Origin of the sequence: Flavobacterium aquiphilum (assembly GCF_027111335.1) — a bacterium.
GTDB lineage: Bacteria > Bacteroidota > Bacteroidia > Flavobacteriales > Flavobacteriaceae > Flavobacterium > Flavobacterium aquiphilum.
In genome coordinates this window covers 752,075-774,470 of record NZ_CP114288.1, presented here as the reverse complement: position 1 = coordinate 774,470, position 22,396 = coordinate 752,075, and the positions used below count along the sequence as shown (strand labels likewise).

Below are 22,396 nucleotides of genomic sequence, written 5' to 3'. Positions count from 1 at the left end.
TTTGTTTTAAGATTTCAAAGCCAAATTAGGAGCGAAAGAATGGGCTTTTCGGCCAGCATGCGTTCCCGCTATCGCCTTTATCTCTTCTCTCGTCCCAAAGACGAGATACGAGGATATCGGGGCTAGAAGGCAAGCAAAAAGCTTTTTTAAGAATGATTTAAAAACTACCTTGATATATGAAAAAAATAGAACACATTGGCATTGCAGTCAAAAACCTTGAAGAATCCAATTTGTTATTTGAGAAACTCTTTGGTGCACCCGCATACAAACAGGAAGAAGTTGCCACCGAAGGCGTAAAAACATCCTTTTTCATGAATGGCCCCAACAAAATAGAACTCCTCGAAGCCACCAATCCCGAAAGCCCAATCGCCAAATTCCTCGAAAAAAAAGGCGAAGGCATTCACCACATCGCTTTTGATGTAGAAAACATTGTTTCTGAAATAGAGCGCCTCAAATCAGAAGGTTTTACTGTCCTAAACGAAACACCAAAAAGAGGAGCCGATAATAAACTTGTCGCTTTTTTGCATCCAAAAGGCACAAATGGAGTATTAATAGAACTTTGTCAGGAAATAAAATAAAAAAATATCAATTTTATTCAATTCATAATCAACTCATTTCAAAACAGATTCCCTATAACTCTTAAACTACCCGAAAATCTACTTTAAAAATACTTGTAGTAATAAAAAAATTGTAGTAATATTGCAAACTCTTAACCGGTCCTATAGCTCAGCTGGTTAGAGCACCTGACTCATAATCAGGTGGTCCCTGGTTCGAGCCCAGGTGGGACCACAGATTACAAGCCTTTCAAGTAATTGAAGGGCTTTTTTTGTACAACAAACCCAGTAAAATTAAGGATTTCTATAGTAATTATAGATTTTAAGAAATAGTCAACTTGCCAACTTTTAAACTAAAAAAAGGAGTACTATTCGGGTGCCTATTTCAATTTTCGAGGGTGCCTATTTTCAAGTCCAAACGTATGCTAATTAACTCTAAAACAATTAGCTATGAAAAAAGAGAATTTCACAATTTTGTTTGTTATCAAACTAATCAAGCAAAACAACAAAGGGCTATGCCCCATTAATGTAAGGATTACATACCAAGGTGTTAGAAAAGAAAACGCAACAGGTCATTTTGTAGATCCAAAGTTTTGGGATTCAAAACAGCAATTGATTATTTCAAAAACACCTGATGCTATAAACACTAACACTCAATTAGATTTAATAAAGCAGAAAATTAAAAACTCCTATCTGCTAATTCGATTAGAAACGGATAATTTTGAAGTGCATGACATTTACAATAAATACCTCGGCAAACCAATTAAAGAAAGTGAATTCGTAGTCAGTTATTTCCAAAAATACCTAAACAAGATTAATAAATTAATTGGGAAGGATTTACAATTAGCCACTTGGAAAAAATATAATTATGCTTGTATTCAAATAATAGGTTTCATTAAATGGAAATTTAAGAAAAAAGATATTCCCCTAGAAAAAATCAATTTACAGTTTTTAAACGAGTTTGAATACTATCTGAAAACAGAACAAAATCAATGTCAATCCACTATTAACAAAGCAATACAGAGATTTAGAAAGCTTATTAAAATTGCTATTGCAGAAGGGTTTTTAGAGAAAGACCCTTTCATGTTGTACAAACCTAAAAAAGTAAAAAAAGAAATTATTTTTCTAACTCAAGAAGAATTAAAAACGGTTGAAAAAGCATCACTATCACAGGCAAGACTATCATTAGTAAAAGACTTATTCATTTTCTGTTGCTACACAGGATTAGCATACAATGAAATGGCATATCTTGAAAAACAGAATATCCAAATAGGCTTCGACGGCATTAATTGGATTCAAATGAAAAGAGAAAAAACACAACGTCAAATTTCAATTCCAATTCTACCACAAGCACAAGAAATCATTAATAAATATTTAGGGACTACTAATCGCACATTTCCCACAATAAGTAACCAGAAATTCAATTCATACCTCAAGGAAATCGCTGACATTACTGGTATTAACAAACGGCTTACTCACCATACAGCTAGAAAAACGTTTGCATCAACTGTTCTCCTATTCAATGATGTGCCAATGGAAATAGTATCAGAACTACTTGGTCATTCAAATATGTTGATTACGCAGGAAAGCTATGGTAAGGTAGTCCAACGAAAAGTGAGTGATGAAATGAAAAAACTTAAAGAAAAATTGAAATAATATAAAATGGGTCTAATTCTGAAAATAAGTTTTAGACTCATTTTTCATTGAGAATATTTATTCCTTCAAAAATTTCATTTACTTCAATACCTAATGCAAAGCAGAATCTCAATAATAAATCAACAGTCATTCTTTGCTGATTTCGAAACACTCTTCTTACGGTAGTTTCCGAACATAGTGCTTTTCTAGCAAACTCAGACTTATTCCCATTGAATTTTACAAGGAACTCTTTGTATATCCTTTTAACTAATTCAAATTCTATCTGTTCAAAATGCTTTTGCATTGAACAAAGAAAACAAATGACTATATCAAAAATCTTTTTACAAATCGACTTATAAGTCGAAAATTACTATAAATTTGTTGAACAATTTGAGTCAACAACTAATACACTTGGCTTCAAAACAAAAAGCCAAATACTGATTATAAACCCCAGTAAAAATTAAAAAACAAAACTCTATGAAAAACCTTATATTATTTATTATCTTAGGAATGTTGACACTCATTTCATGCTCAAAAGATGATACGACAACAGATGCAACAATTAATAAAAAACCAATAACACGGACTAAAGATGGAACTGTTTATTCTTATACTTATGATGGCAATAAAATCATTCAATGTATAGATAATAATGCAGATCATTACATTAAGAAATGGGTTTATACATATACAGGTGATTTGATTACTAAAGAAGATATATACACTAACAATGTTCTTCAGAAGAGTTACGAACATACATATGAAAATAATAAGATCGCAACATCGATTGTAAAAGATTACAGTACATCATCAATATATCAATCAAAATCCGTCTATACATATAATACTGACACAACTGTAGACCGACAAATTTATTCATATGGAACTAATACCTGGGTGAAATCACGTTCTGTGAAATACACCATCCTTAATGGTCATATAACTATAGAGAAAATTTTAGGAACAACAGATGGATCCCCTAGCTATACCACAGTTTTTGAGTACGACACTAAAAATAATGTTTTTAAAAATGTCTTAGGATTTGACAAATTAATATATAAAACAGACAACGAGCGTGATGACACAAAATTCAACACTATAAATAACATAACGAAATACTATTCAACGCCCAGTTATGGAGAATTGAATTTCACTTTTAATTACGATACTGATGGCTATCCAATATCCAAGACTTGGTATAATGGGAATAGTATAAGTACAGAAACATATACTTATCAATAAAAAGAGCTGCTAGGTATTGAAACATTCAACATATAAGTATCAAAATCAATGAAAAACTAATTCTTGCTTTCATATTCCTGATCTCAATCTCAATAGCTTTTAGGTAATACAATATTAAAAACTAGCACAGATAATGGAAAAATTATTCAGACATACAAAAGAATACAATAACAGGAAAGCTTAAAACTGAATATAGTAATCAAAAACAAATAAAACTAAAATGAAAACAATAAAAATAGTTCTTGGAATAATATTACTAATCGGACTTTTGGGTACGCTCATTGGCTTTTTTAAGCAAGTTAACAATTATGAAGCATCCGATTTATTCGGTCATTTAATAGCAATTGCTTTAATTTCTTGGGCTGTATATGCGTTATTAAAACCATCTAAAACTAAATAATGAAAAAACTATCCATTATTTTATGCTTGATTATTTCAAGCTTTACTACGTTTGCGCAATATGAAGTCAAAACTTTAAAAAGACCTGACGGAATTACACTTAAATATTTTAATCCTATTGCAGTAGCTGTAACTAATAACTACGAAGCAGGACTGTCATTATATAAAAATCCAGACAATAACAAGTACTTTGTAGCGATTTCAGTATTGTTTAAGAATGCAGTTGCTGAAGAATTAAACGGAAATTTATTGATTCAAACAACTGGCAAAAACGGGATTTCTTTAAAACCAGCTTACAATAGATTAGTTACTATGAATGGTAGAGAAGTAGCACTATCTATGTACTATTTAACAGAAAGAGAGATAAACGAACTCAAATCAAATTCAATAAAACTGATTTCTTTTACTATAAGTAATGAAATTATTGCATTGAATCTAACCGAAAACAAAGATGTATTTATTAAAGAGTTTGAAATATTAAGCAATGCAAAAAGTAATATTTCTAAACAAAATTTTAACAAATCAAATTCGTTAACTAATGCACAAAAACAAAATATACTAAACGGAACAAAAACATACGATGATTATTTTAAAGATCGAGATGCTAATAATAATCAAACTAAACTAGACCCAACATCCACAATGTCTGGTAGAAATACATCAGGTGTATTAGGTGTTAATACTGATTATGGAGATTCTAAATATGATAAAGATATTAATTGGGATGCAGATATTGATGAAAATGATATTCAAGGTTCCTTAAATAAATATAGAGATACAAGATGGGAAGAGGAATGGGGCGTTTATAGAAATGTTGGTTTGATTTTATTCTTATTTATTGTGATAATTTTCATTTATAGGCTATTAAAGAGCGACGAAAATACTAAAAATAATAAAGAAATAGGAGAGACTAATATTAGAAATGAAATTAATCCATTAAATATAAATCCCGATACTGAAATACCTGCACCTACTGCAAAACCAAATTCTGATTTAACAATAGTAAGTCCAAAACCCGATTCAAACGACAAAGAATTAAAAAGAATAGGTTTTAAACCATCAATGCTTTTTACTCAAGCTGAACCTTACAATTATCCAATGGTCAAAATGCCAAAGGAAAATTCATATATTAAATTTCCAAGGTTAGGTCGTTCAAACAAATTAGGCTTTACTGAAAACACTTTTTCTGAGGTCTTAAACAAATATTTTAAATCAGATTTTAAAATATACAATGATCGTCACATTACCCACAAGAGCGGAAACAATGCCTATGAACCTGATTTTTTGTTAATTAATGAAATAGAGAATAAAAATATTTTTATAAATATCGAAATTGACGAGCCTTATGATGGGATTTCAAGAATACCAACTCACGAAATAAATCGAGATATTTACAGAGATTTGTTTTTTACAAACAGAGGTTACATTGTAATTCGATTTACAGAAAAACAGATATTTGAAGAAGCAAAACAATGTTGTGTTTTTATTGCAAGCGTTATAAAAGCTATAGATGAAAACTATTCAAATAAAGAATTGGATTTTGAAACAAGTATTTCATCACAAAATCAATGGGATACGCTCCAAGCAAAAAAATGGTCATTTGAAAAGTATAGAGAAAAGTATTTGGGAATAGAAAGTTTTAATCCAAAATCATCCTCCCAAATTGACTTTTTAATTGAAAATTCCGAATTAGATAAAATTATTGAGTTAAAAATTATTGAATTCGATTTGAGTACTTTTGATAAAAATGACAACAAACCTTTAAACGGAAATCAATCGCATATAAGAGACAAAAGAATTGTTTTTGACTCCTTAAATCACAGGTATTACATAGACAACAATCCCGACACAATCTCTGTAAGTCAACTAATAGATAAATTTTTTCCTGAATTTGATGCCTTAAAAGCTGCAACTAATTTAAACCCAAGACACGAACTTTACGGTTTACCCACAGACGAAATAATTTCTATTTGGGAAAAGAAAGGAATTGAAGCCGCCGAATTAGGAACACATTTACATCTTCAAATTGAGAATTATTATAAAAACCAACCTTTCAATTCAAACACAAAAGAGTTTGGTTATTTTTTGGAATTTAAAGAGCAATTTACAAATATGAATCCAGAACGAACGGAATGGAGAATATTTGATGAAGATTATATGATTGCAGGAACCATAGATATGCTTTACAAAAAAGAAGATGGGACATTCTATATTTTTGATTGGAAAAGAAGCGAAAAAGTGGTTCATCCTGATGGAAAACTTAAAATTTCCGACCCTGAACATTTCTATACCAAATTTGCATCTGGGGAATTAAGCCACCTCACAGACGATAGCTACTATCGATATGCATTACAGCAAAATATTTACAGACATATTTTAGAAACAAAATACAATTATAAAATAAGCTCAATGAATTTATTAATATTACACCCCAAATACGAAACCTATCATTGGGTTAAACTACCCAAAATGCAAAATGAAGTTGACTATATGTTTTCAACGTTAAAAATAATTTCCTAAAATCAAATTCAAATTTAATAGAACAAAAAAATCAGAAAAGAATCAACACTATGGCAGAAATCCTCAAAGCAAATTGTAGAATTTGCAATTACGAAACAAGTTTTAGATATGGAGGAGGAAGATTCGATTTTCAAACAAATAATCCCGTACCTGTATATGATAAAACAACGGAAGAATTAATAAGTGTAAATTACTATTTAGAAAAAGGAAATCCAAATTACATTTTTTACACCGATGAACAACTCAAAGGAGACAATGAAGGAAGATACATTTTTCAAAATTTTGATTTGAAATTGAATCAGGTAAATAACTATTGTCCTAAATGCAAGAATTACAGTTTAGATTTTAGAGGTTATATTCTTTGTTAAATCTTAAATCAACGTCACTAAAAGATAAACCGCTTTACTCCCTCATTAAAGCAAAACAGTTAAACAAATAATTTCCAAAAATTTTTTTTTCCAAAATTTTTTATCGGATATACGAACTAACGAACACATCAGCCCTTACCCTTCTCAAACATTGGGATATACCCGCCCAGTGGTATTTGGATATTTAAAAAACTGCATCCAAATTATTGCTGATTTAATTCATTTGTTTAATCTTATAAATTATTAAAACTATGGTTACAATTGTAGATTACAAGGCATTCCAAAAAGAAAATGGAGAAAAATTTTATTCACTTGTTGTTCAAGGTGGAGTTGAAGCTGTTAAAAGTAAAGAAAGTGGAAGAACTTATCTTACTGCAAGAACTACAAATATTGCATGTACATTTAACGAAATTATATGTAAGTCATTAATTGGCACTCAACTTCCTGGACAGATTAGAAAAGTAGAAGTAGAACCTTACGACTACACTGATCGAGAAACAGGAGAAATTGTAGAAATGACACATCGTTATGAGTATTTATCGGATGAAGACGCTATCATTAATGATAACGTTATTAAACCACAAGAGGTGTACTAAAACAACTCAAAACTAGACAACATAATTAAGGAACTTCAGTAATGAGGTTCCTTTTTTTATTTTAAAAATGTATGTCATATAACTTTTTAATTAATACTTAATAATAAAAAATTATGAAACTACAAATTGCTCAAAGACATCAAGTAAAATTAAGAATTGGATTATCTGGTCCAAGTGGGTTTGGTAAAACCTATTCAGCTTTATTAATGGCATATGGAATGACAAACGACTGGAAGAGGATTGCATTGATAGATACAGAGAATAACTCTGCAAGTCTTTACTCTCACTTGGGAAATTTCAATGTATTGCCTTTAAGTGAACCTTTTACACCTGAACGCTATATTAAAGCCATTCAAGTGTGCGAAGAAGCTAATATGTCTGTTATTATTATAGACAGTATCAGCCACGAATGGCAGAGTAAGGGTGGATGCCTTGAAATCCATGAAAATTTAGGGGGTCGATTTCAGGATTGGGCAAAGGTAACTCCACGACACAACGCTTTTATCGATGCCATTATCCTTTCAAAATGCCATGTCATCACCACAAGCAGAAGAAAAGTAGATTATAGCATTGATAAAGGTTCTGATGGTAAAACTAAGGTAAGTAAACTAGGGATGAAAGAAGTCACTCGCGAAGGCTATGAATATGAGCTTACAGTAAATTTTGAATTTTTAAATGACAATCATCTCGTTTCAGCTTCCAAAGACCGTACTGGATTATTTGCCGGTAAACAACCTGAATTCATCATCAATTCTGCTACAGGAAAACGTTTAATAGAATGGAGCAATGAAGGTATTTCATTTGAAGAAATTAAGAAAGAAATAAACTCCTGTACAACTGATGAGGGTTTAAAATTGATTTACAGCCAATACCCTTATTTCAGCAAAGAATTGTATCCATTAATTGTGGCAAGAAAAGAAACAATCGATAATCCAACCAATCAAATAATCCCAAACGAACAAATAATCCAACAACCTAATCCACAAAAAAATGAATTTAGTATTAAATAATCCAATGCATCAAGTAATTGATCAGGAAGAAATCATAGTATTTCCAAGAAGAAATTTTATTGAAGCAAATACTGTACAAGTAGATTTAGAGCATCTCAAATCGGAATGTATTATTCCGGTATTTGCAAAAGACAACGAATCAACAATTAGTCATTCTGAATTTATTGAAAGCACCAAAGAGGTTGTCGAAGAAATTTTAGATTATAAAGGTATTTTAAAGCCTGAAATAAGAGTAAGTCATCAAATTAAAGGAAGAATTCCTTCTGCTGTTGGAAAACCTGCAAAAGATTTATTAGAGCAGGAAAAGACTTTGTATTACGAACGTATGGCTTTTGTAATTGAAATACCTGAAATTAGTGAAGTGATTAATGGAAACCAATTGAATTTGTCCATAGGTGGAGTTAGATCCTACAATCAGGAAAATCTTTTTAGCAAAAAATCCATAGAGAAATTTAAAGTCTTTATTGGATTTCAAAACACCGTTTGCACTAATTTGTGTATTTCAACAGATGGACTTAAACACGATATTAGAGTAGCATCAGTATCAGAATTAAAAGCTAAGATTTATGAATTGATAAACAGCTATGATAAAAAGAGACATCTCGAACAGATGAATGAAATGAGTAGCTTTTCTATTAATGATACTGAGTTTGCCCACCTCATTGGAAAAATGAAACTATATTCCTTCTTAGATAAAGAAGCTAAAAGCAATCTGTTTCCTTTAAACATTAACGACAATCAAATCAATTCGATTATAAAGGACTATCATTTAGATCCCAATTTTGCAAGATTTGAAAATGGGAATATTGACTTTTGGAGATTGTACAACCTATTTACAGAAGCCAACAAAAGCACTTACATTGATACTAATTTTGAAAAAAATGTAAATGCATACGAGTTTATCAACTACCTCACAAATTTCATTAAAAACGACAAGAACAACTGGTTTCTTCGTTAATATCATCATAGCTTTTATACTGTGATTTATTGAGAATTTGTCCTTTTAAAAAAATAAAAATTTAGAAAAAAAATGACAAAAAAGGACTTGGCTGAGCTGTTAAAATACAGTTCTCCACTGGAAATCTATGTTGTAACGTGGCAAAATACCTTATTAAAACTGTATTGTCCGTTTGAAGTAAAGGTTGTACATGACATTGGTGCGCTCAAAACAGGACAATTTGTATTTGTTGAGGAAATCAAAGTTACCATAGAATTAAAAACAGTGTTTATCATTGACACTAAAGCGTATTACTATTATCATTTTGATATTGTAGTATAAATTAAAAAGGCAGTTATGTTGTATTTTGTAGAAATTACTTTTGAGTCGTTTTCTGCCCTATCAAAAAAACCCTGAAAAAGTATTTAGCTAAGTTAAAATGGGTGGCGTAAAATTATTAGATTGCGTTACCCTTTTTTTAATAAATAACTTGTCAAAGTTGACGTCAACTTTTTTACTATGATTTTTATTCCCTCCATATTAGATTTTAAGGATGAAGATACATTTTTAACCCTACAAAACAGATTTCTAACTTTTGATGATAGAACACCGGGGCTAACGTCAGAATTATTATTATTGTCAAATATAAAACAAACGGATTTTGAAATAATATATAAAAGAATGACAAGTTATGAGAATCAGACATATAATACTATCTATTTCTATAAAGATTTTTTACCTAAAAAAATTCCATTGATAGCTGACCAAGAAATTAGAAACATTAATGCAGAAATAGAAAAATCATTTAAATATAAATCATCCGAATGTAAATTATATTTGGATGAAAAACTACAAGTTTTTAAGGATTTAAATTTAATTCTTTCTAATACTGCACTTGTAAAAGAACATTTAAAATTTCTTCTTTTGAATGAAAATGAGAAAATAATTGAATTTATTTACAATCACGAAATATGGCATAACGCTATTAATCATTCTAATAAAATTAAATTAAAATTATCTAGATCAGAAATTATTTGTCTATTTTTTTTATTAAAACAAAAGGGATTAACCGAAAGTAAGTATGATAGTGAATTAGGAAAACTTATCGAAAATTCATTTGAATATTATAGTGGAGTTGATGATTCTTACAAAGAGATTACATTGGCAAATAAACTATTAGCCAGCTTTAAAAATGGAGACAAATCAATAACTACTGCTGCTGAAAGTCTTAAAAACTTATTATCTGACGAAGATTTCTACATTTTAAAATAATAACTAACTGATTTACAGTTGGTACAAATTAATTACCCCTATTAAAACTTTTTGTTGCTTCTACCTTCGCACCGTTGTTAGAGAGAATAGACTCGAAACAACAGTGGTTCAGTTCTTCTCCACTATTTTAGAAGAACAGAGATAAACAAAAAATATATGAGTAATGAAAAAGAAAAGAAGAAAGAAATCTTTTGGACAGAAAATGGCGAGCCAAAGATTAAGCATGTAGGGTTGCTGAAATTCCTAGAAGACATTGGATATGTTAAGGTTAAAATAGGAGATAATCATTATGTCTTCGCTAAGATGGTTAATAATAGGTTAAGTGAAGCGGATGAAGGACAAATGGCAAATGACATTAAAGACTTCCTGATACAAAATGAAAAACAAGAAGTGTTGGAGGTTTTTGTCAAGGGAGTAGGTAGCTATATCACTTCTAAGAAATTAGATATGTTACCAGCGATTGAAAATATAAATGATCGAGATGATATGAAAAGTTCGAGATTTTATTTTAAAAATTGTTTTTGCGAAATAGATAAAAATAAAATATCCTATTGTGATTATTCAATTCTAGAAAATCCAATTTGGGAAAAAAGAATCATCCAAAAACTATTTACGCATTGCGCTGAAAAAGGTCAGTTTGAAAAATTTTGTGAAAACATCACGGGACAAAATCAAGAAAGGTTATTAGCTTTAAAGACTATATTAGGTTACCTACTACATCGCAATAAAGAAGTTGGTGAACCAAGAGCTATTATTCTTTATGATGAAAACATGACGCAGAATAATCAAGCCCACGGAGGTACTGGAAAAACCCTATTATCTATGGCACTTAAAGAATGTAGAGATGTTGCGGTTTTCGATGCAAAAGAAATGAAAGAAGGCAGTTGGTTTAAGAATCAAAGAGTTGAATTAACTACAGATGTTCTAGCTTTTGATGATTTGAAAAGAAATTACAGCTTTGAAGGCTTTTTCCCTATGATTACTTCTGGTCTAGAAGTGGAACGCAAACGGGAAAAAGCATTCTACATAGACTTTAAAAACTCCCCAAAAATCTTAATCACCTCTAATTATTATGTTTCTGGGCCTGGCGGCTCTTCCGATGAAAGACGCAGACATGAATTTGAAATTTGTAACCACTACAATCAGGATTTCACTCCTGAAATGGAATTTGGAAATCGATTTTTTAGCGCTCAATGGGATGATGATGAATGGAGTAAATTTTATCTTTTTATGATGAGTTGCTGTCAAGATTATCTTCAATATGGCTTACATAAAATACCACACATTAATTTATCACAAAATAAGTTCTTAGATGGTATGAATGAACAGTTTATTGCTTATGCAGATGCTTATGTTCAAAATGATACTTCAATTGATAAGAGGGAATTCGAAAAAGGCTTTAAATATATTTATCCTGAAATGAAGGATACATCTCCTCATCAAATCACAAAATGGTTAAATATATATGCCAGTAAAAAAGGAGTTAATTTTTCAACAAATAATTCAGGCGGAAAATATACTTTTATTTTAAGCTCTAATAAAGGACAAAATGGAATATAGTATAATTTACAAAGCAGAAAACACCTTTACAGGAGAGGTTTATATTGGAGCTACTACCAAATCATTGGAAGAACGAAAACAAGACCACCTACAAAAATCCAATAAAAAAGTTGGCAGCTATTTTCAAGAAGCAATCGGGACTTATGGTCCCGAAGCTTTCAACTGGGAACAGCTTGATACAGCAGTAAATCCAAATGAATTAGCTCAAAAAGAATCAAAATATATTTATGATTTTAAGGCACAGGAAGAAGGTTATAATTCAGACAGAGGTGGCGGTATTCAAAAGAATATTTACCAGTTTGATAGGAACTCAGGAGTATTAGTTGCTACCTATGATAATTTAGAAAATGCAGCTATTTCAGTAAGTGCAAAGGCTAAAAGTATAAGCAATGCTTGTTTAGGGTATAATAAGTCTTGTAAGGGATTCTATTGGAGTTATTCAGATGTGTTAAATCCAATTGAAAAAGCAGATTCAAGAATAAAAAGTGTTAGTCAATATTCAATGGATGAAGATTTTATAGAAATTTTTGAATCAGCATCCGAAGCATCCAGAAAAACAGGAGTATCCAAAACTTGTATTACTCGTTGCTGTAGAGGTGAGCGAGAACAATCAGGTGGGTTTCTTTGGGAATACATATAATATTAAAGGCGGTTTTTTAGACCGCCTTTTCTTAATTTGTTTCTATTTCTTTTAATATCATTTGAATTGTACTTCATAAATTAAAATATTGGAAATACCTTCTGTAGTTTCTCTCGAATATTTTTTTGAAAATGGAAAAAGAATACTTGCCGCCTTTGGTAAACATTCACATACATAAAATAAAGCAATCCCCAGTGTCTGAGCTTTAGTTGATAGTGGACATAAATAAATATTTGTAATAGGTTTCTTTTTCTCCTCTTTTTTAATGTATTCACTTATCATTTCAGCTGTTACAAATGGATCATTAGCTGGAGCTAAAATAATATTTTCATCATCTAATGCAAAATCGCCAGAGGAAACATCTTCTTCAGATTCATATACTTTTAAAACATTTTCTTGGAACATATCTGCTTTTAAAGATGGAAATCCTAAAATTTGAGCTTTTTTAGCCTCAGGCTTAGCTTTTGCTATCCTTGATATCATTTTATAATCATAACCAGATCCTATTATTAATATATCATTAGATGTATCAGGGTCATGACTCCCGAGACAACCTATTATGCCCCTTATTTCAGTAAAATCCTCTGAAAAAAGAGTATTTTCCTTTTTTACATAATTTGATGGTTCAGAATAAATAAATTCTATATTTTCTATTCCTTCTTTTTCTAAAAGACGCATTAAAAACACTAAATGGGGGCGAATAAAACCAGTTATATCTATACAAACTTTCTTTTTCTCGTCTAAAAAATTTTTAGCTCCTCTATCATAATAGTCCATTATAATTTCTGATTCATTAAGATCTATTTCATCAGAATAATCGAAGATTGTTCCTCCTAAACCTACTATTTCTAAGCTATTAAAATCATATTCTGGAAATATTATCCAATGTTTATCGATACTGCTAACATTATCGAATACAAAATTTACTCGTTCTGACTCATTATATGCAGAAATAAATAAATCATGCTTAAAAGTTGTAGAAATCACCTTAGCATCAACATCTTGCAATTTATATTTAAATAAATAAGAATATTTCATTGTCAAATTTTATCAAAAAGTGTTGGAGATGTATTTTCAGTAAACGGTGCATTGTACTTATTTTTTTCGCTATATAACATTGCCCTAAATTCATTTTCACTATCTGGAAAAAATATTGATTTCATTTCTTTGGAATTTAAATCTACTATTCCTCGTCTACTTATTGAAAGCTCCCATTCTACTGCCAAAAGGCCATTTATTTGATATGTACTATATCTACTATGCGTATTTTTATCTCGACGTTCTCCAACTTCAATTATATAGCTATATTGTTCTAAGAAATCAATTATTTTAGAAATTTCAGCAGGAATGAATTTAGACTTGATTGAAAAAGTAGAAATTGAGCATTCTGGAGGAATATCTGAAAATCTTAATTCTCTCAGATAATCACATAACCGGTCAATTGAATCCTTAGCTTTGGAACCATGATCCCCAGGAATTCTTGCATCTTCAATAAACCATTTTGCAGTATCTCTAATTGCGTTTAATTGTGATTGAGATGAAATTTTGGATTTAGTAGATTTAAATGAAGCCAGTTCATAGTATTCATTCCATTTAAAAATATGTTTCATAATAATCAAAACATGTCTCGGAATTCCATTTGAAATCTTTATTATGTTATCAAAACCAACAGTTGTTCGTATTTTTTCTCCGTTTTCCCTAGCCAATGCATCCAAAATGTCGTATTTAAATTTCTGAACAACCCTATAATGTTCATTTTCTACCTTATGAAGCCAATATTTAGAACATGCTATTGCTATGTTTTCAGAAGCGACTAGTAAATCTACACCTTTTTTCCACTCTCTATAAAACAACATGATATTAATTCGTTCAAGCAATATATTTTCATTGAATTTTAAATTCTCAAGAACTCTTGCTCTAATCGCTTTATATTTAAACACATTTAGTTTTTTTCCCAAATATTGAAAATGTCCCTTTTGCCCAGTTTGCATTTTCTTTAAAAAATCATCAACACTAAAACTTTCAAAAAAATCTGAAATTTGATTTTCATCAATCTTAATTCCAGATAAGAGAAGCCTTTTTAAGCAAATATCATTAATGAATTTTTTATAACCTATTTTATTCTCTCTAAAAATATTATCTAAATCAAACACTTCAAACTCAGAACCTGCTTTAATTTCCTCACCAGCACTTAAAGTCTCATAAGTCCTCATACCATAACGTCGAGCACCAATTTTAAAACAGGCAGGATTTTTCCTTTCTCGTATTAATGTATTAAAATATTTCTGCTGATCATCTGTAAAATTCTCATATTCATCAAGCAAATAAAGAAACTTAACATTTTTAAAATCAACCACTTCATTGCTTAAAATTTCAGGAATTCCAAAAATTAAACTTCCTGGACTTGCTAAAATCTCAACAGATTCAGAAACACTTCTTTTGGTAAATGCTTTGTTATTTATCGCATAATCAATATTTTTCTGTAAATCATTAAAATATTTTACTAGATGAGCAAAACTTTTAACATTTTGTGATACTTCGGTTGTATCTAGTAAATTCAATATTTCTAATGCAATAATATGCTCATTAGCAATGACTAACTTTCTATCTTCTAATATTTTAATTATATTTTTTAAAAGTAATTGGCTTAACCATAATTCTAAGTAGTATGAAAAGATTTTTTGCCAATCTTCTGTAGTATTTGATCCTTTATCCTTAAATTTAAACCCATTCAAACCAGAACATCTCAAATAAATACCTAAATAACCATCTTTTTTTAATCCATTTATAATATCTTCTTTCCATCTTAAACTTTGCGCAGTAAATGAAAAATGTTTCATAATATGCGTTTTGCCACTTCCTTTACTACCTAAAATAATCATTGGCATATCAGATGTAGGTTTAATAATTCCACTAAATCCAGCATCCATGGGAAAATCAACCCAAAATTTATCTAACTCTTCGTCACTATAGTCTACAGCTTTTGTAATATTAAAAGGATTCATTTGTTTTTTCATGGCTAATAAATTTTCTGTGCACGTTTAAATATTGAATTCCATGTTATAATATTTTCATTGTACCACAATACTGGCAAAGTATTGTCTGGAGTATTATGTGAAAAAGCAATGAGATATTGCCCGTCCATGTAACCAAATTTATCTCTTTCACATAAAATATGAAGAACATAAGGATCTATATAAGGATCTTCTCTCTGAAAGATAGAACTCATTAATCTCTTCCCATTTTTTCCTGTAAAATCCCTTATTTTATTAATATCAATGTCTGACGGTATACTTTTACAAACTCGCGAATCTGGATGAAAAGCTTTAAATGAATTATCTAGTTCGAGTACAGAGTCAACAATATTAATATTTGTGTTTTTTCTAACAAAATCCTTTCCTTCTGTTGTTCCCAATAATAAAAAATAATACGTTTTTGCTTTTGGAAAATTCGAATTGATTAGAGAAATAGCATCTTTAGTATAGGCAACCATTTGATTACCACTACCACAAACATCATCAAGAAACACAAAATTATCAACCTCTTTAGGACATTTTTCAATTTCTAACTCACTTATAAACAATGATTTACGTATTTTGTTTTCTTTTCTAAAATCTCCCATTAATCGTGCACTACTTTCCGAGGGATTTCCAACACTTACGAAACGAGTATTTTGTAATATTTTGTCATATTCCCTTTTTATAATTATTTCATCAAGTGTATTCCCATTGCTTCTTCGAATTGTCGCGATATGAGGATACTTAAAAAAATCCCGATAAATAGAAATCAGTAATTGTTTAATTTGAAAATCATTAAAATAAATACATTGAGATAACAGGTAAAGTGCATGTGTTTTTTCATCATCATGGAAATTATCTAACCAAGCTTTAACTTTTCTGTATGACCCTTTCCCATCCCAAAGTGTTTCATTTAAACACTTTATTTTTGTATGTAGATTTTGTTCTAAATCCATTTATTCTTTCTTAAGTATTAAAACCCATTCGCATGTAATAACACTTGCTGTTTTGTTTCGTTTAGTCATTAATCCATATGATTTAATATCATCGACTAGTCTACACATAGTTTTAAGCCCTACATTTTCAGCTATTTGCCGCAAATATTCTTGTGTCTTAAATTCACGATTGCAAACTTGATTATTAGCTGCAATAAGTATAAAATATTTATCCTTTTTAAGAACCCTTGATGCTTCACTTATTGCTTGCTTCATTTCTAAAAGATAATTAGCTGCTATATGTGCCCTTAAAGGATTGATGATATAAATTTCCTTAAGAAGCATATCAGCCTCAACAAGTCCTGTTGCCTTTAAAGTCAAGTAATCAGACTTAGAATAATTTTCTCGTCCGATATTTTTTTTATCTAAAGTTCTCAGATTATCTTTTCCTGAAAGTTCTGTCCAACCAAGATTTAAACTACATGCTCTTATATATTTTTGTGCTCCCGCATAGGGTGGAGATGAAATAATTAAATCAACACTTTCATCAGGTAAATTTAAGTTTCTCGCATCCTCCGAAACAATTTTTGTAGTTTGCCTTTTTGAAGTTATTTTTTGTTTATTCTCAAATCTTCTTATATTATCATTAACGATATCAGTAAACTTTTCAAATACATTTATATTCTCAAGGTTTTTCAACTTTGATCTTGATTCATCAAAAAAAGGATGAAAATTGTTAGTCTCCTTTTTCACTTTGACTTTTACTGGAACTGAAATCCTTGAATCTGCCAAACTTACTTTCTTTACACAATTTGAAAAACACAAAATGAAAAAATCCCTATAATCATCATCTTTGATAGTTTTAATGGTTTTTAATATTGCATATAACTGAAATTTAATATTTGGCAAAAACCAATAATCGATGTTAACTACATCTGGAAATTTCTCATTACCATCCATAGTTATATTTTTTATTTCAATTTTTAGAGACTCTAGAATATTTTTTAAAACTGAGATGTCATAATTAGATGTTTTTACCTTAGTTATCAGCTGCGCCAATGGATTTGAATCGCAACCAAATGAATTTTTCCCAGCCAAATTAGCCTCAAGTAACACTGTCCCAGATCCACTAAATGGGTCTAAAACTAATTCGTTATCTTTTACAAAAAAATGATTATTTAAAAAAAAATATGGTATGTTTGGAAGTAATTTTGCAGGATAGATATGTATAGAATGTGTTGCTCTATCTTGAAATTTAATATCCTCGACCATTTTTTTAAAATTTACCCTAATAGGTTCTTGATTTTTAGCGTAGTCGTCTAAAAACTGTTGAGATATTAAATTAAAATTGTTGGCTTTTGTCTTCAATAATATTTTTTTGTAAATGTAACATCATATTGTATATAAACAAATATTTTCTATAAATCATTAATTCACTAAAAAGGCATACAATTCGGATACCTAAAAAATATAGCATACGTAAAGACTTGAAATACTGTCTCGTACTTTCCCTGGTTCGAGCCCAGGTGGGACCACGTTTAAAATCAAGCCTTTACAGAAATGTATAGGCTTTTTTTATCTATTCAAACGTTAAATTTGTTATCAATCTTAATAACTTATTTTTAATGAATAAAAAAATAATAGTAAGTTTGCATACTTTTGCCACAAGAAACATAAGTTTTAAGCCTACCAACACTTGTTTCTTTATTTTAAATAATGTCTTACACCCCCAATGAAGCATGAAACTTTTAACTAAAAAAATTATTTTACTTATATCCTTTATACTTATTGGCATGAATGGATACGCAAACACAAATATACCCCAACCTACTACAAATGATACTAATCCCGACCCTGGCCCAAGTTTACCTATTGATAAAAACCTAATACTATTGGCTATAGCTGGCACATTTCTTGGACTACACATCATACACAAACATAAAACAAAACAAAAAAAGACCTTAAATTAGGTCTTTTTCTGTTTTACAATATTACCCTAGAATATTATCTATTACCATATAATCTAGAAACATACTTTCCTATTACATCAAATTCCAAATTCACTTTAGTCCCAACTACAAACGAATTAAAATTAGTGTGTTCATAAGTATAAGGTATAATAGCAACACTGAAATTATTTACTCCTGAATCCACAACAGTCAGACTCACTCCATTTACTGTAATCGAACCCTTTTCAATTGTAATATTTTGCAATGCAGGATCATATTCAAACGTATAGAACCAACTTCCGTTAGTCTCCTTTACAGAAACACATATTCCTGTTTGATCGACATGCCCCTGTACAATATGCCCGTCCAATCGGTCTCCAAGTTTCATAGCCCTTTCCAAATTTACGCTATCACCAACGTTCCAATTTGAAATATTAGTCTTTTTAATTGTTTCACCAATAGCAGTAACAGTATAACGATGCCCCTCTATAGCTACAACCGTTAAGCATATTCCATTATGAGCAACACTTTGGTCAATTTTTAATTCTTCTGCCATTGCAGACTCGATCGTGATATGAATATTATCTTGTTCTTTCTTAACCTCTTGAACAATCCCAAGTGTTTCAATAATCCCTGTAAACATTTCTTATTTTATTTTACTAAATTTGCACTTCAAAATTAGCAATAAATAACCAGTGCCCATTATGAAAAAAGCAGAAAATATAATCGTAGGAATTTCAATAGGAGATTTAAACGGTATTGGAAGCGAAGTTGTCCTTAAAACATTCGAAGACTCTCGAATGCTTGAACTATGTACCCCGGTTATTTTTGCCAATGTTAAAATACTTTCGTTCATCCGAAAAAGCTTTGATTCGTCAGTTGCCTTACACGGTATAGACAAGTTGGATCAAATTGTCATTGGCAAAGTCAATGTTTTAAATCTTTGGAGAGAAGGAATCGATCTTAACTTTGGAACAAACGACGAAAAAGTGGGCGAATATGCTATAAAATCATTCGTTGCTGCCACCAAAGCACTAAAAGAAGGCGACATAGACGTTCTGGTAACTGCTCCCATAAACAAATACAATATCCAATCAGAATCTTTTAAATTCCCCGGACATACTGATTACCTAAACCAAGAATTAGAAGGTGACGCCTTAATGTTAATGGTACAAGACAACTTAAGAGTCGGATTATTAACTGATCACATCCCTATTAACGAAGTAGCTTCAAATTTGACTGAAGATTTGATTTTCAAAAAAATAGAAACTATCAATCAAACTTTGATACAGGATTTTAGCATCAACAAACCTAAAATTGCAGTTTTGGGACTTAATCCTCACTGTGGAGACGGAGGTGTAATAGGGACAGAAGATGACAAAGTACTGAAACCAGCCTTGAAAAAATTATTCGACAAAGGAACTTTAGTCTTTGGCCCATTTCCTGCAGACGGTTTCTTCGGAAGCAATCAGTACGAAAAATATGATGCTATTATTGCAACCTATCACGACCAAGGTTTAATTCCTTTCAAAACATTATCTTTTGGAAACGGTGTAAACTATACTGCCGGACTCAATAAAATAAGAACTTCTCCAGATCATGGAACAGCATATGATATTGCAGGAAAAAACAAAGCCGATTTTAACTCCTTCAAAGAAGCTGTTTACCTCGCTATTGATGTTTATAATTCGAGAAATCAGTACGCTGAAATCAGTCAAAAGCCTTTAAAACCTAAAGAAAAACAGTTATAAACAAAAAAAGGTGAATAACATTATTGGAATTATAATTATTTTATATCTTTGCACTCCCGAAGTTTAGGGCAAATTGTTGTGAAATGAGCAAGTCAAAAGAATATGTAATTCCTTTCGTAGGATTAAAGCTAGGGAAACACAAATTTGAATATCAAATAGATAATGCGTTCTTTGAAATCTTTGATTACAATGAATTTCAAAATTCAGACATCAGAGTAAATGTAGTTTTTGACAAAAAAAGCAACCTATTTGAGATTGATTTCAAACATAAAGGAACTGTGAATGTTCCTTGTGACCTTACAGGCGAAGATTTTGATTTACCTATAAAAGGCAAATTAAAACTAATTGTTCGGTTTGGAGACACGTTCAACAATGACAATGAAGAATTGCTGATATTGCCTCATGGTGAATTCGAAATAGACATCGCTCAATATATATATGAGATGATTGTACTTTCGATACCACAAAGAAGAGTTCATCCAGGAGTAAAAGATGGAAGTTTAAAAACCGAAGCTCTGACAAAACTGAAAGAATTAGCAATTGAAGAAAAAAAGAAAGAAGAAAAAGAAGAGAATACAGACCCGCGTTGGGACAAATTAAAGGATCTATTAACGGATAAATAATATAGTAAAATGGCACATCCAAAGAGAAAAACCTCTAAAACTAGAAGAGACAAAAGAAGAACACATTACAAAGCTACTGTAGCTCAAATCGCTACATGTCCTGTTACTGGAGAGGCACATTTATACCACAGAGCTTACTGGCATGAAGGTAAAATGTACTACAGAGGACAAGTTGTTATCGATAAATCTGAAGTAGCTCTTGCTTAATACATTTTTGTAAACAATACTGGAACTCTCACTTCGTGAGAGTTTTTTTTGTTGTTTATAATTTACCGCAAATAAGAAACCCTAAAATTATTAGTTTGGTTTTTTTTTGTAAATTTAAAGCCTTTTAAAAATTTTGCAAATGGCAACATTTGACAATAAATAATCGCATATAATGAGTACAATTACAGCCGCAATTACCGCAGTCGGTGGTTATGTTCCTGATTATGTTCTTTCAAACAAAGAACTGGAAACGATGGTCGAAACGAATGACGAATGGATAACCACACGCACCGGAATTAAAGAGAGAAGAATATTAAAGGACGCTGATAAAGGAACTTCTTTTCTTGCTATAAAAGCTGCCGAAGATTTAATAGCAAAAGCAAACATTGACCCTCTTGAAATAGATTTAATTTTAATGGCAACTGCAACCCCAGATATGCCGGTTGCTGCAACAGGTGTTTATGTAGCAACTGCAATTGGAGCCACAAACGCATTCGCTTACGACTTACAAGCCGCTTGTTCAAGCTTCCTTTATGGAATGTCTACTGCTGCTGCTTATGTACAATCTGGACGATACAAAAAAGTACTCTTAATTGGTGCCGATAAAATGTCTTCCATTGTGGATTATACAGACAGAGCTACTTGTATCATTTTTGGTGATGGTGCAGGAGCTGTATTATTTGAGCCAAATTACGAAGGTTTTGGTTTACAGGATGAATATTTAAGAAGCGATGGTATTGGACGCGATTTTCTTAAAATACCAGCCGGAGGATCTTTAATTCCTGCTTCTGAAGATACTGTAAAAAACAGACAACACAATATAATGCAAGACGGTAAAACTGTTTTCAAATATGCAGTTACCAATATGGCTGACGCAAGTGAATTGATTTTGAAAAAAAATAATTTGACTAATGAAGACGTAAATTGGCTGGTGTCCCATCAGGCAAACAAACGTATCATTGATGCGACTGCTCACAGAATGAATCTGGAAGATTCCAAAGTATTGATGAATATTGAAAAATACGGAAATACCACATCAGCAACATTACCTTTAGTACTTTACGATTTTGAACACCTTTTCAAAAAAGGGGATACTATTATTTTTGCTGCCTTTGGTGGCGGTTTCACTTGGGGATCGATTTACTTAACTTGGGCCTACGACAAAAAATAAATAAACTAAA

General features: G+C 30.7%; 23 protein-coding genes and 1 tRNA gene. 18 read left to right on the top strand and 6 right to left on the bottom strand.

Going from position 1 to position 22,396, the window contains the following annotated elements:
• The first annotated feature begins 176 nt into the window (after positions 1 to 176).
• From mce to OZP12_RS03155, 3 genes are all read left to right on the top strand, one after another.
• Positions 177 to 578, top strand: a complete 402-nt coding sequence (mce, locus tag OZP12_RS03165) for a methylmalonyl-CoA epimerase (protein ID WP_281227603.1) — start codon at positions 177 to 179, stop codon at positions 576 to 578.
• Between the two features lie 137 nt (positions 579 to 715).
• A tRNA-Ile gene (locus OZP12_RS03160) sits at positions 716 to 789 on the top strand.
• A 215-nt stretch (positions 790 to 1,004) separates the two neighbouring features.
• Entirely contained in the window at positions 1,005 to 2,210 is a 1,206-nt protein-coding gene (locus OZP12_RS03155; RefSeq protein WP_281227602.1) for a site-specific integrase, read from the top strand.
• A 37-nt stretch (positions 2,211 to 2,247) separates the two neighbouring features.
• On the opposite strand, the gene OZP12_RS03150 is transcribed toward OZP12_RS03155, so the two are convergent.
• On the bottom strand, positions 2,248 to 2,493 hold the full coding sequence (locus OZP12_RS03150; protein ID WP_281227601.1) for a helix-turn-helix domain-containing protein: 246 nt from the start codon (positions 2,491 to 2,493) through the stop codon (positions 2,248 to 2,250).
• 173 nt (positions 2,494 to 2,666) lie between these two features.
• Here OZP12_RS03150 and OZP12_RS03145 point away from each other — a divergent pair, with 173 nt between their 5' ends.
• The 11 genes from OZP12_RS03145 (at position 2,667) to OZP12_RS03095 (ending at position 12,733) form a co-directional block, all read left to right on the top strand.
• The gene (locus tag OZP12_RS03145; protein WP_281227600.1) at positions 2,667 to 3,431 is read left to right on the top strand and encodes a hypothetical protein; all 765 of its coding nucleotides are present in this window, start codon (positions 2,667 to 2,669) and stop codon (positions 3,429 to 3,431) included.
• Positions 3,432 to 3,651: 220 nt separating this feature from the next.
• Positions 3,652 to 3,831: a hypothetical protein gene (locus OZP12_RS03140; RefSeq protein WP_281227599.1), complete on the top strand. Its 180-nt coding sequence runs from the start codon at positions 3,652 to 3,654 to the stop codon at positions 3,829 to 3,831.
• On the top strand, positions 3,831 to 6,350 hold the full coding sequence (locus tag OZP12_RS03135; protein ID WP_281227598.1) for a hypothetical protein: 2,520 nt from the start codon (positions 3,831 to 3,833) through the stop codon (positions 6,348 to 6,350). Before OZP12_RS03140 ends, OZP12_RS03135 begins: the two co-directional genes overlap by 1 nt.
• Before the next feature lie 50 nt (positions 6,351 to 6,400).
• Positions 6,401 to 6,718 carry a hypothetical protein gene (locus tag OZP12_RS03130; RefSeq protein ID WP_281227597.1) on the top strand — a complete coding sequence of 106 codons (318 nt, stop codon included), beginning with the start codon at positions 6,401 to 6,403 and terminating at the stop codon, positions 6,716 to 6,718.
• 251 nt (positions 6,719 to 6,969) lie between these two features.
• The gene (locus tag OZP12_RS03125) at positions 6,970 to 7,314 is read left to right on the top strand and encodes a hypothetical protein (protein ID WP_281227596.1); all 345 of its coding nucleotides are present in this window, start codon (positions 6,970 to 6,972) and stop codon (positions 7,312 to 7,314) included.
• A 113-nt stretch (positions 7,315 to 7,427) separates the two neighbouring features.
• The gene (locus tag OZP12_RS03120) at positions 7,428 to 8,324 is read left to right on the top strand and encodes an AAA family ATPase (protein WP_281227595.1); all 897 of its coding nucleotides are present in this window, start codon (positions 7,428 to 7,430) and stop codon (positions 8,322 to 8,324) included.
• Positions 8,305 to 9,282, top strand: a complete 978-nt coding sequence (locus OZP12_RS03115; protein ID WP_281227594.1) for a DUF3871 family protein — start codon at positions 8,305 to 8,307, stop codon at positions 9,280 to 9,282. Before OZP12_RS03120 ends, OZP12_RS03115 begins: the two co-directional genes overlap by 20 nt.
• Positions 9,283 to 9,354: 72 nt before the next feature.
• Positions 9,355 to 9,603: a hypothetical protein gene (locus tag OZP12_RS03110; protein WP_281227593.1), complete on the top strand. Its 249-nt coding sequence runs from the start codon at positions 9,355 to 9,357 to the stop codon at positions 9,601 to 9,603.
• Positions 9,604 to 9,780: 177 nt separating this feature from the next.
• On the top strand, positions 9,781 to 10,533 hold the full coding sequence (locus tag OZP12_RS03105; protein WP_281227592.1) for a hypothetical protein: 753 nt from the start codon (positions 9,781 to 9,783) through the stop codon (positions 10,531 to 10,533).
• A gap of 156 nt (positions 10,534 to 10,689) precedes the next feature.
• Positions 10,690 to 12,093, top strand: coding sequence for a primase-helicase family protein (locus tag OZP12_RS03100; RefSeq protein ID WP_281227591.1), 1,404 nt, complete (start codon positions 10,690 to 10,692; stop codon positions 12,091 to 12,093).
• Positions 12,083 to 12,733, top strand: a complete 651-nt coding sequence (locus OZP12_RS03095; protein WP_281227590.1) for an NUMOD1 domain-containing DNA-binding protein — start codon at positions 12,083 to 12,085, stop codon at positions 12,731 to 12,733. Before OZP12_RS03100 ends, OZP12_RS03095 begins: the two co-directional genes overlap by 11 nt.
• Positions 12,734 to 12,790: 57 nt before the next feature.
• Here OZP12_RS03095 and OZP12_RS03090 read toward each other — a convergent pair whose 3' ends face one another.
• From OZP12_RS03090 to OZP12_RS03070, 5 genes are all read right to left on the bottom strand, one after another.
• Positions 12,791 to 13,771, bottom strand: a complete 981-nt coding sequence (locus tag OZP12_RS03090; RefSeq protein ID WP_281227589.1) for a hypothetical protein — start codon at positions 13,769 to 13,771, stop codon at positions 12,791 to 12,793.
• Positions 13,772 to 13,773: 2 nt separating this feature from the next.
• On the bottom strand, positions 13,774 to 15,750 hold the full coding sequence (locus tag OZP12_RS03085) for an ORC-CDC6 family AAA ATPase (protein ID WP_281227588.1): 1,977 nt from the start codon (positions 15,748 to 15,750) through the stop codon (positions 13,774 to 13,776).
• A gap of 2 nt (positions 15,751 to 15,752) precedes the next feature.
• Complete coding sequence (locus OZP12_RS03080; protein ID WP_281227587.1) at positions 15,753 to 16,706, bottom strand: phosphoribosyltransferase-like protein; 954 nt, start codon at positions 16,704 to 16,706, stop codon at positions 15,753 to 15,755.
• On the bottom strand, positions 16,707 to 18,053 hold the full coding sequence (locus OZP12_RS03075) for a DNA methyltransferase (RefSeq protein WP_281227586.1): 1,347 nt from the start codon (positions 18,051 to 18,053) through the stop codon (positions 16,707 to 16,709).
• Positions 18,054 to 18,689: 636 nt separating this feature from the next.
• The gene (locus OZP12_RS03070; RefSeq protein ID WP_281227585.1) at positions 18,690 to 19,277 is read right to left on the bottom strand and encodes a riboflavin synthase; all 588 of its coding nucleotides are present in this window, start codon (positions 19,275 to 19,277) and stop codon (positions 18,690 to 18,692) included.
• 58 nt (positions 19,278 to 19,335) lie between these two features.
• Between OZP12_RS03070 and pdxA the strand changes: the two genes are divergently transcribed.
• From pdxA to OZP12_RS03050, 4 genes are all read left to right on the top strand, one after another.
• The gene (gene pdxA, locus OZP12_RS03065) at positions 19,336 to 20,385 is read left to right on the top strand and encodes a 4-hydroxythreonine-4-phosphate dehydrogenase PdxA (RefSeq protein ID WP_281229119.1); all 1,050 of its coding nucleotides are present in this window, start codon (positions 19,336 to 19,338) and stop codon (positions 20,383 to 20,385) included.
• A gap of 83 nt (positions 20,386 to 20,468) precedes the next feature.
• Positions 20,469 to 21,008: a YceD family protein gene (locus OZP12_RS03060; RefSeq protein ID WP_281227584.1), complete on the top strand. Its 540-nt coding sequence runs from the start codon at positions 20,469 to 20,471 to the stop codon at positions 21,006 to 21,008.
• Positions 21,009 to 21,017: 9 nt separating this feature from the next.
• Positions 21,018 to 21,215: a 50S ribosomal protein L32 gene (rpmF, locus tag OZP12_RS03055; RefSeq protein WP_281227583.1), complete on the top strand. Its 198-nt coding sequence runs from the start codon at positions 21,018 to 21,020 to the stop codon at positions 21,213 to 21,215.
• A gap of 172 nt (positions 21,216 to 21,387) precedes the next feature.
• Positions 21,388 to 22,386: a beta-ketoacyl-ACP synthase III gene (locus OZP12_RS03050; RefSeq protein WP_281227582.1), complete on the top strand. Its 999-nt coding sequence runs from the start codon at positions 21,388 to 21,390 to the stop codon at positions 22,384 to 22,386.
• The last annotated feature ends 10 nt before the right edge of the window (positions 22,387 to 22,396 follow it).

Bases quoted from the DNA above. Each gene is read 5' to 3' on its own strand.
- mce (WP_281227603.1), top strand. From the start codon at position 177: ATGAAAAAAATAGAACACATTGGCATTGCAGTCAAAAACCTTGAAGAA.
- OZP12_RS03155 (WP_281227602.1), top strand. From the start codon at position 1,005: ATGAAAAAAGAGAATTTCACAATTTTGTTTGTTATCAAACTAATCAAG.
- OZP12_RS03150 (WP_281227601.1), bottom strand. From the start codon at position 2,493: ATGCAAAAGCATTTTGAACAGATAGAATTTGAATTAGTTAAAAGGATA.
- OZP12_RS03145 (WP_281227600.1), top strand. From the start codon at position 2,667: ATGAAAAACCTTATATTATTTATTATCTTAGGAATGTTGACACTCATT.
- OZP12_RS03140 (WP_281227599.1), top strand. From the start codon at position 3,652: ATGAAAACAATAAAAATAGTTCTTGGAATAATATTACTAATCGGACTT.
- OZP12_RS03135 (WP_281227598.1), top strand. From the start codon at position 3,831: ATGAAAAAACTATCCATTATTTTATGCTTGATTATTTCAAGCTTTACT.
- OZP12_RS03130 (WP_281227597.1), top strand. From the start codon at position 6,401: ATGGCAGAAATCCTCAAAGCAAATTGTAGAATTTGCAATTACGAAACA.
- OZP12_RS03125 (WP_281227596.1), top strand. From the start codon at position 6,970: ATGGTTACAATTGTAGATTACAAGGCATTCCAAAAAGAAAATGGAGAA.
- OZP12_RS03120 (WP_281227595.1), top strand. From the start codon at position 7,428: ATGAAACTACAAATTGCTCAAAGACATCAAGTAAAATTAAGAATTGGA.
- OZP12_RS03115 (WP_281227594.1), top strand. From the start codon at position 8,305: ATGAATTTAGTATTAAATAATCCAATGCATCAAGTAATTGATCAGGAA.
- OZP12_RS03110 (WP_281227593.1), top strand. From the start codon at position 9,355: ATGACAAAAAAGGACTTGGCTGAGCTGTTAAAATACAGTTCTCCACTG.
- OZP12_RS03105 (WP_281227592.1), top strand. From the start codon at position 9,781: ATGATTTTTATTCCCTCCATATTAGATTTTAAGGATGAAGATACATTT.
- OZP12_RS03100 (WP_281227591.1), top strand. From the start codon at position 10,690: ATGAGTAATGAAAAAGAAAAGAAGAAAGAAATCTTTTGGACAGAAAAT.
- OZP12_RS03095 (WP_281227590.1), top strand. From the start codon at position 12,083: ATGGAATATAGTATAATTTACAAAGCAGAAAACACCTTTACAGGAGAG.
- OZP12_RS03090 (WP_281227589.1), bottom strand. From the start codon at position 13,771: ATGAAATATTCTTATTTATTTAAATATAAATTGCAAGATGTTGATGCT.
- OZP12_RS03085 (WP_281227588.1), bottom strand. From the start codon at position 15,750: ATGAAAAAACAAATGAATCCTTTTAATATTACAAAAGCTGTAGACTAT.
- OZP12_RS03080 (WP_281227587.1), bottom strand. From the start codon at position 16,706: ATGGATTTAGAACAAAATCTACATACAAAAATAAAGTGTTTAAATGAA.
- OZP12_RS03070 (WP_281227585.1), bottom strand. From the start codon at position 19,277: ATGTTTACAGGGATTATTGAAACACTTGGGATTGTTCAAGAGGTTAAG.
- OZP12_RS03060 (WP_281227584.1), top strand. From the start codon at position 20,469: ATGAGCAAGTCAAAAGAATATGTAATTCCTTTCGTAGGATTAAAGCTA.
- rpmF (WP_281227583.1), top strand. From the start codon at position 21,018: ATGGCACATCCAAAGAGAAAAACCTCTAAAACTAGAAGAGACAAAAGA.
- OZP12_RS03050 (WP_281227582.1), top strand. From the start codon at position 21,388: ATGAGTACAATTACAGCCGCAATTACCGCAGTCGGTGGTTATGTTCCT.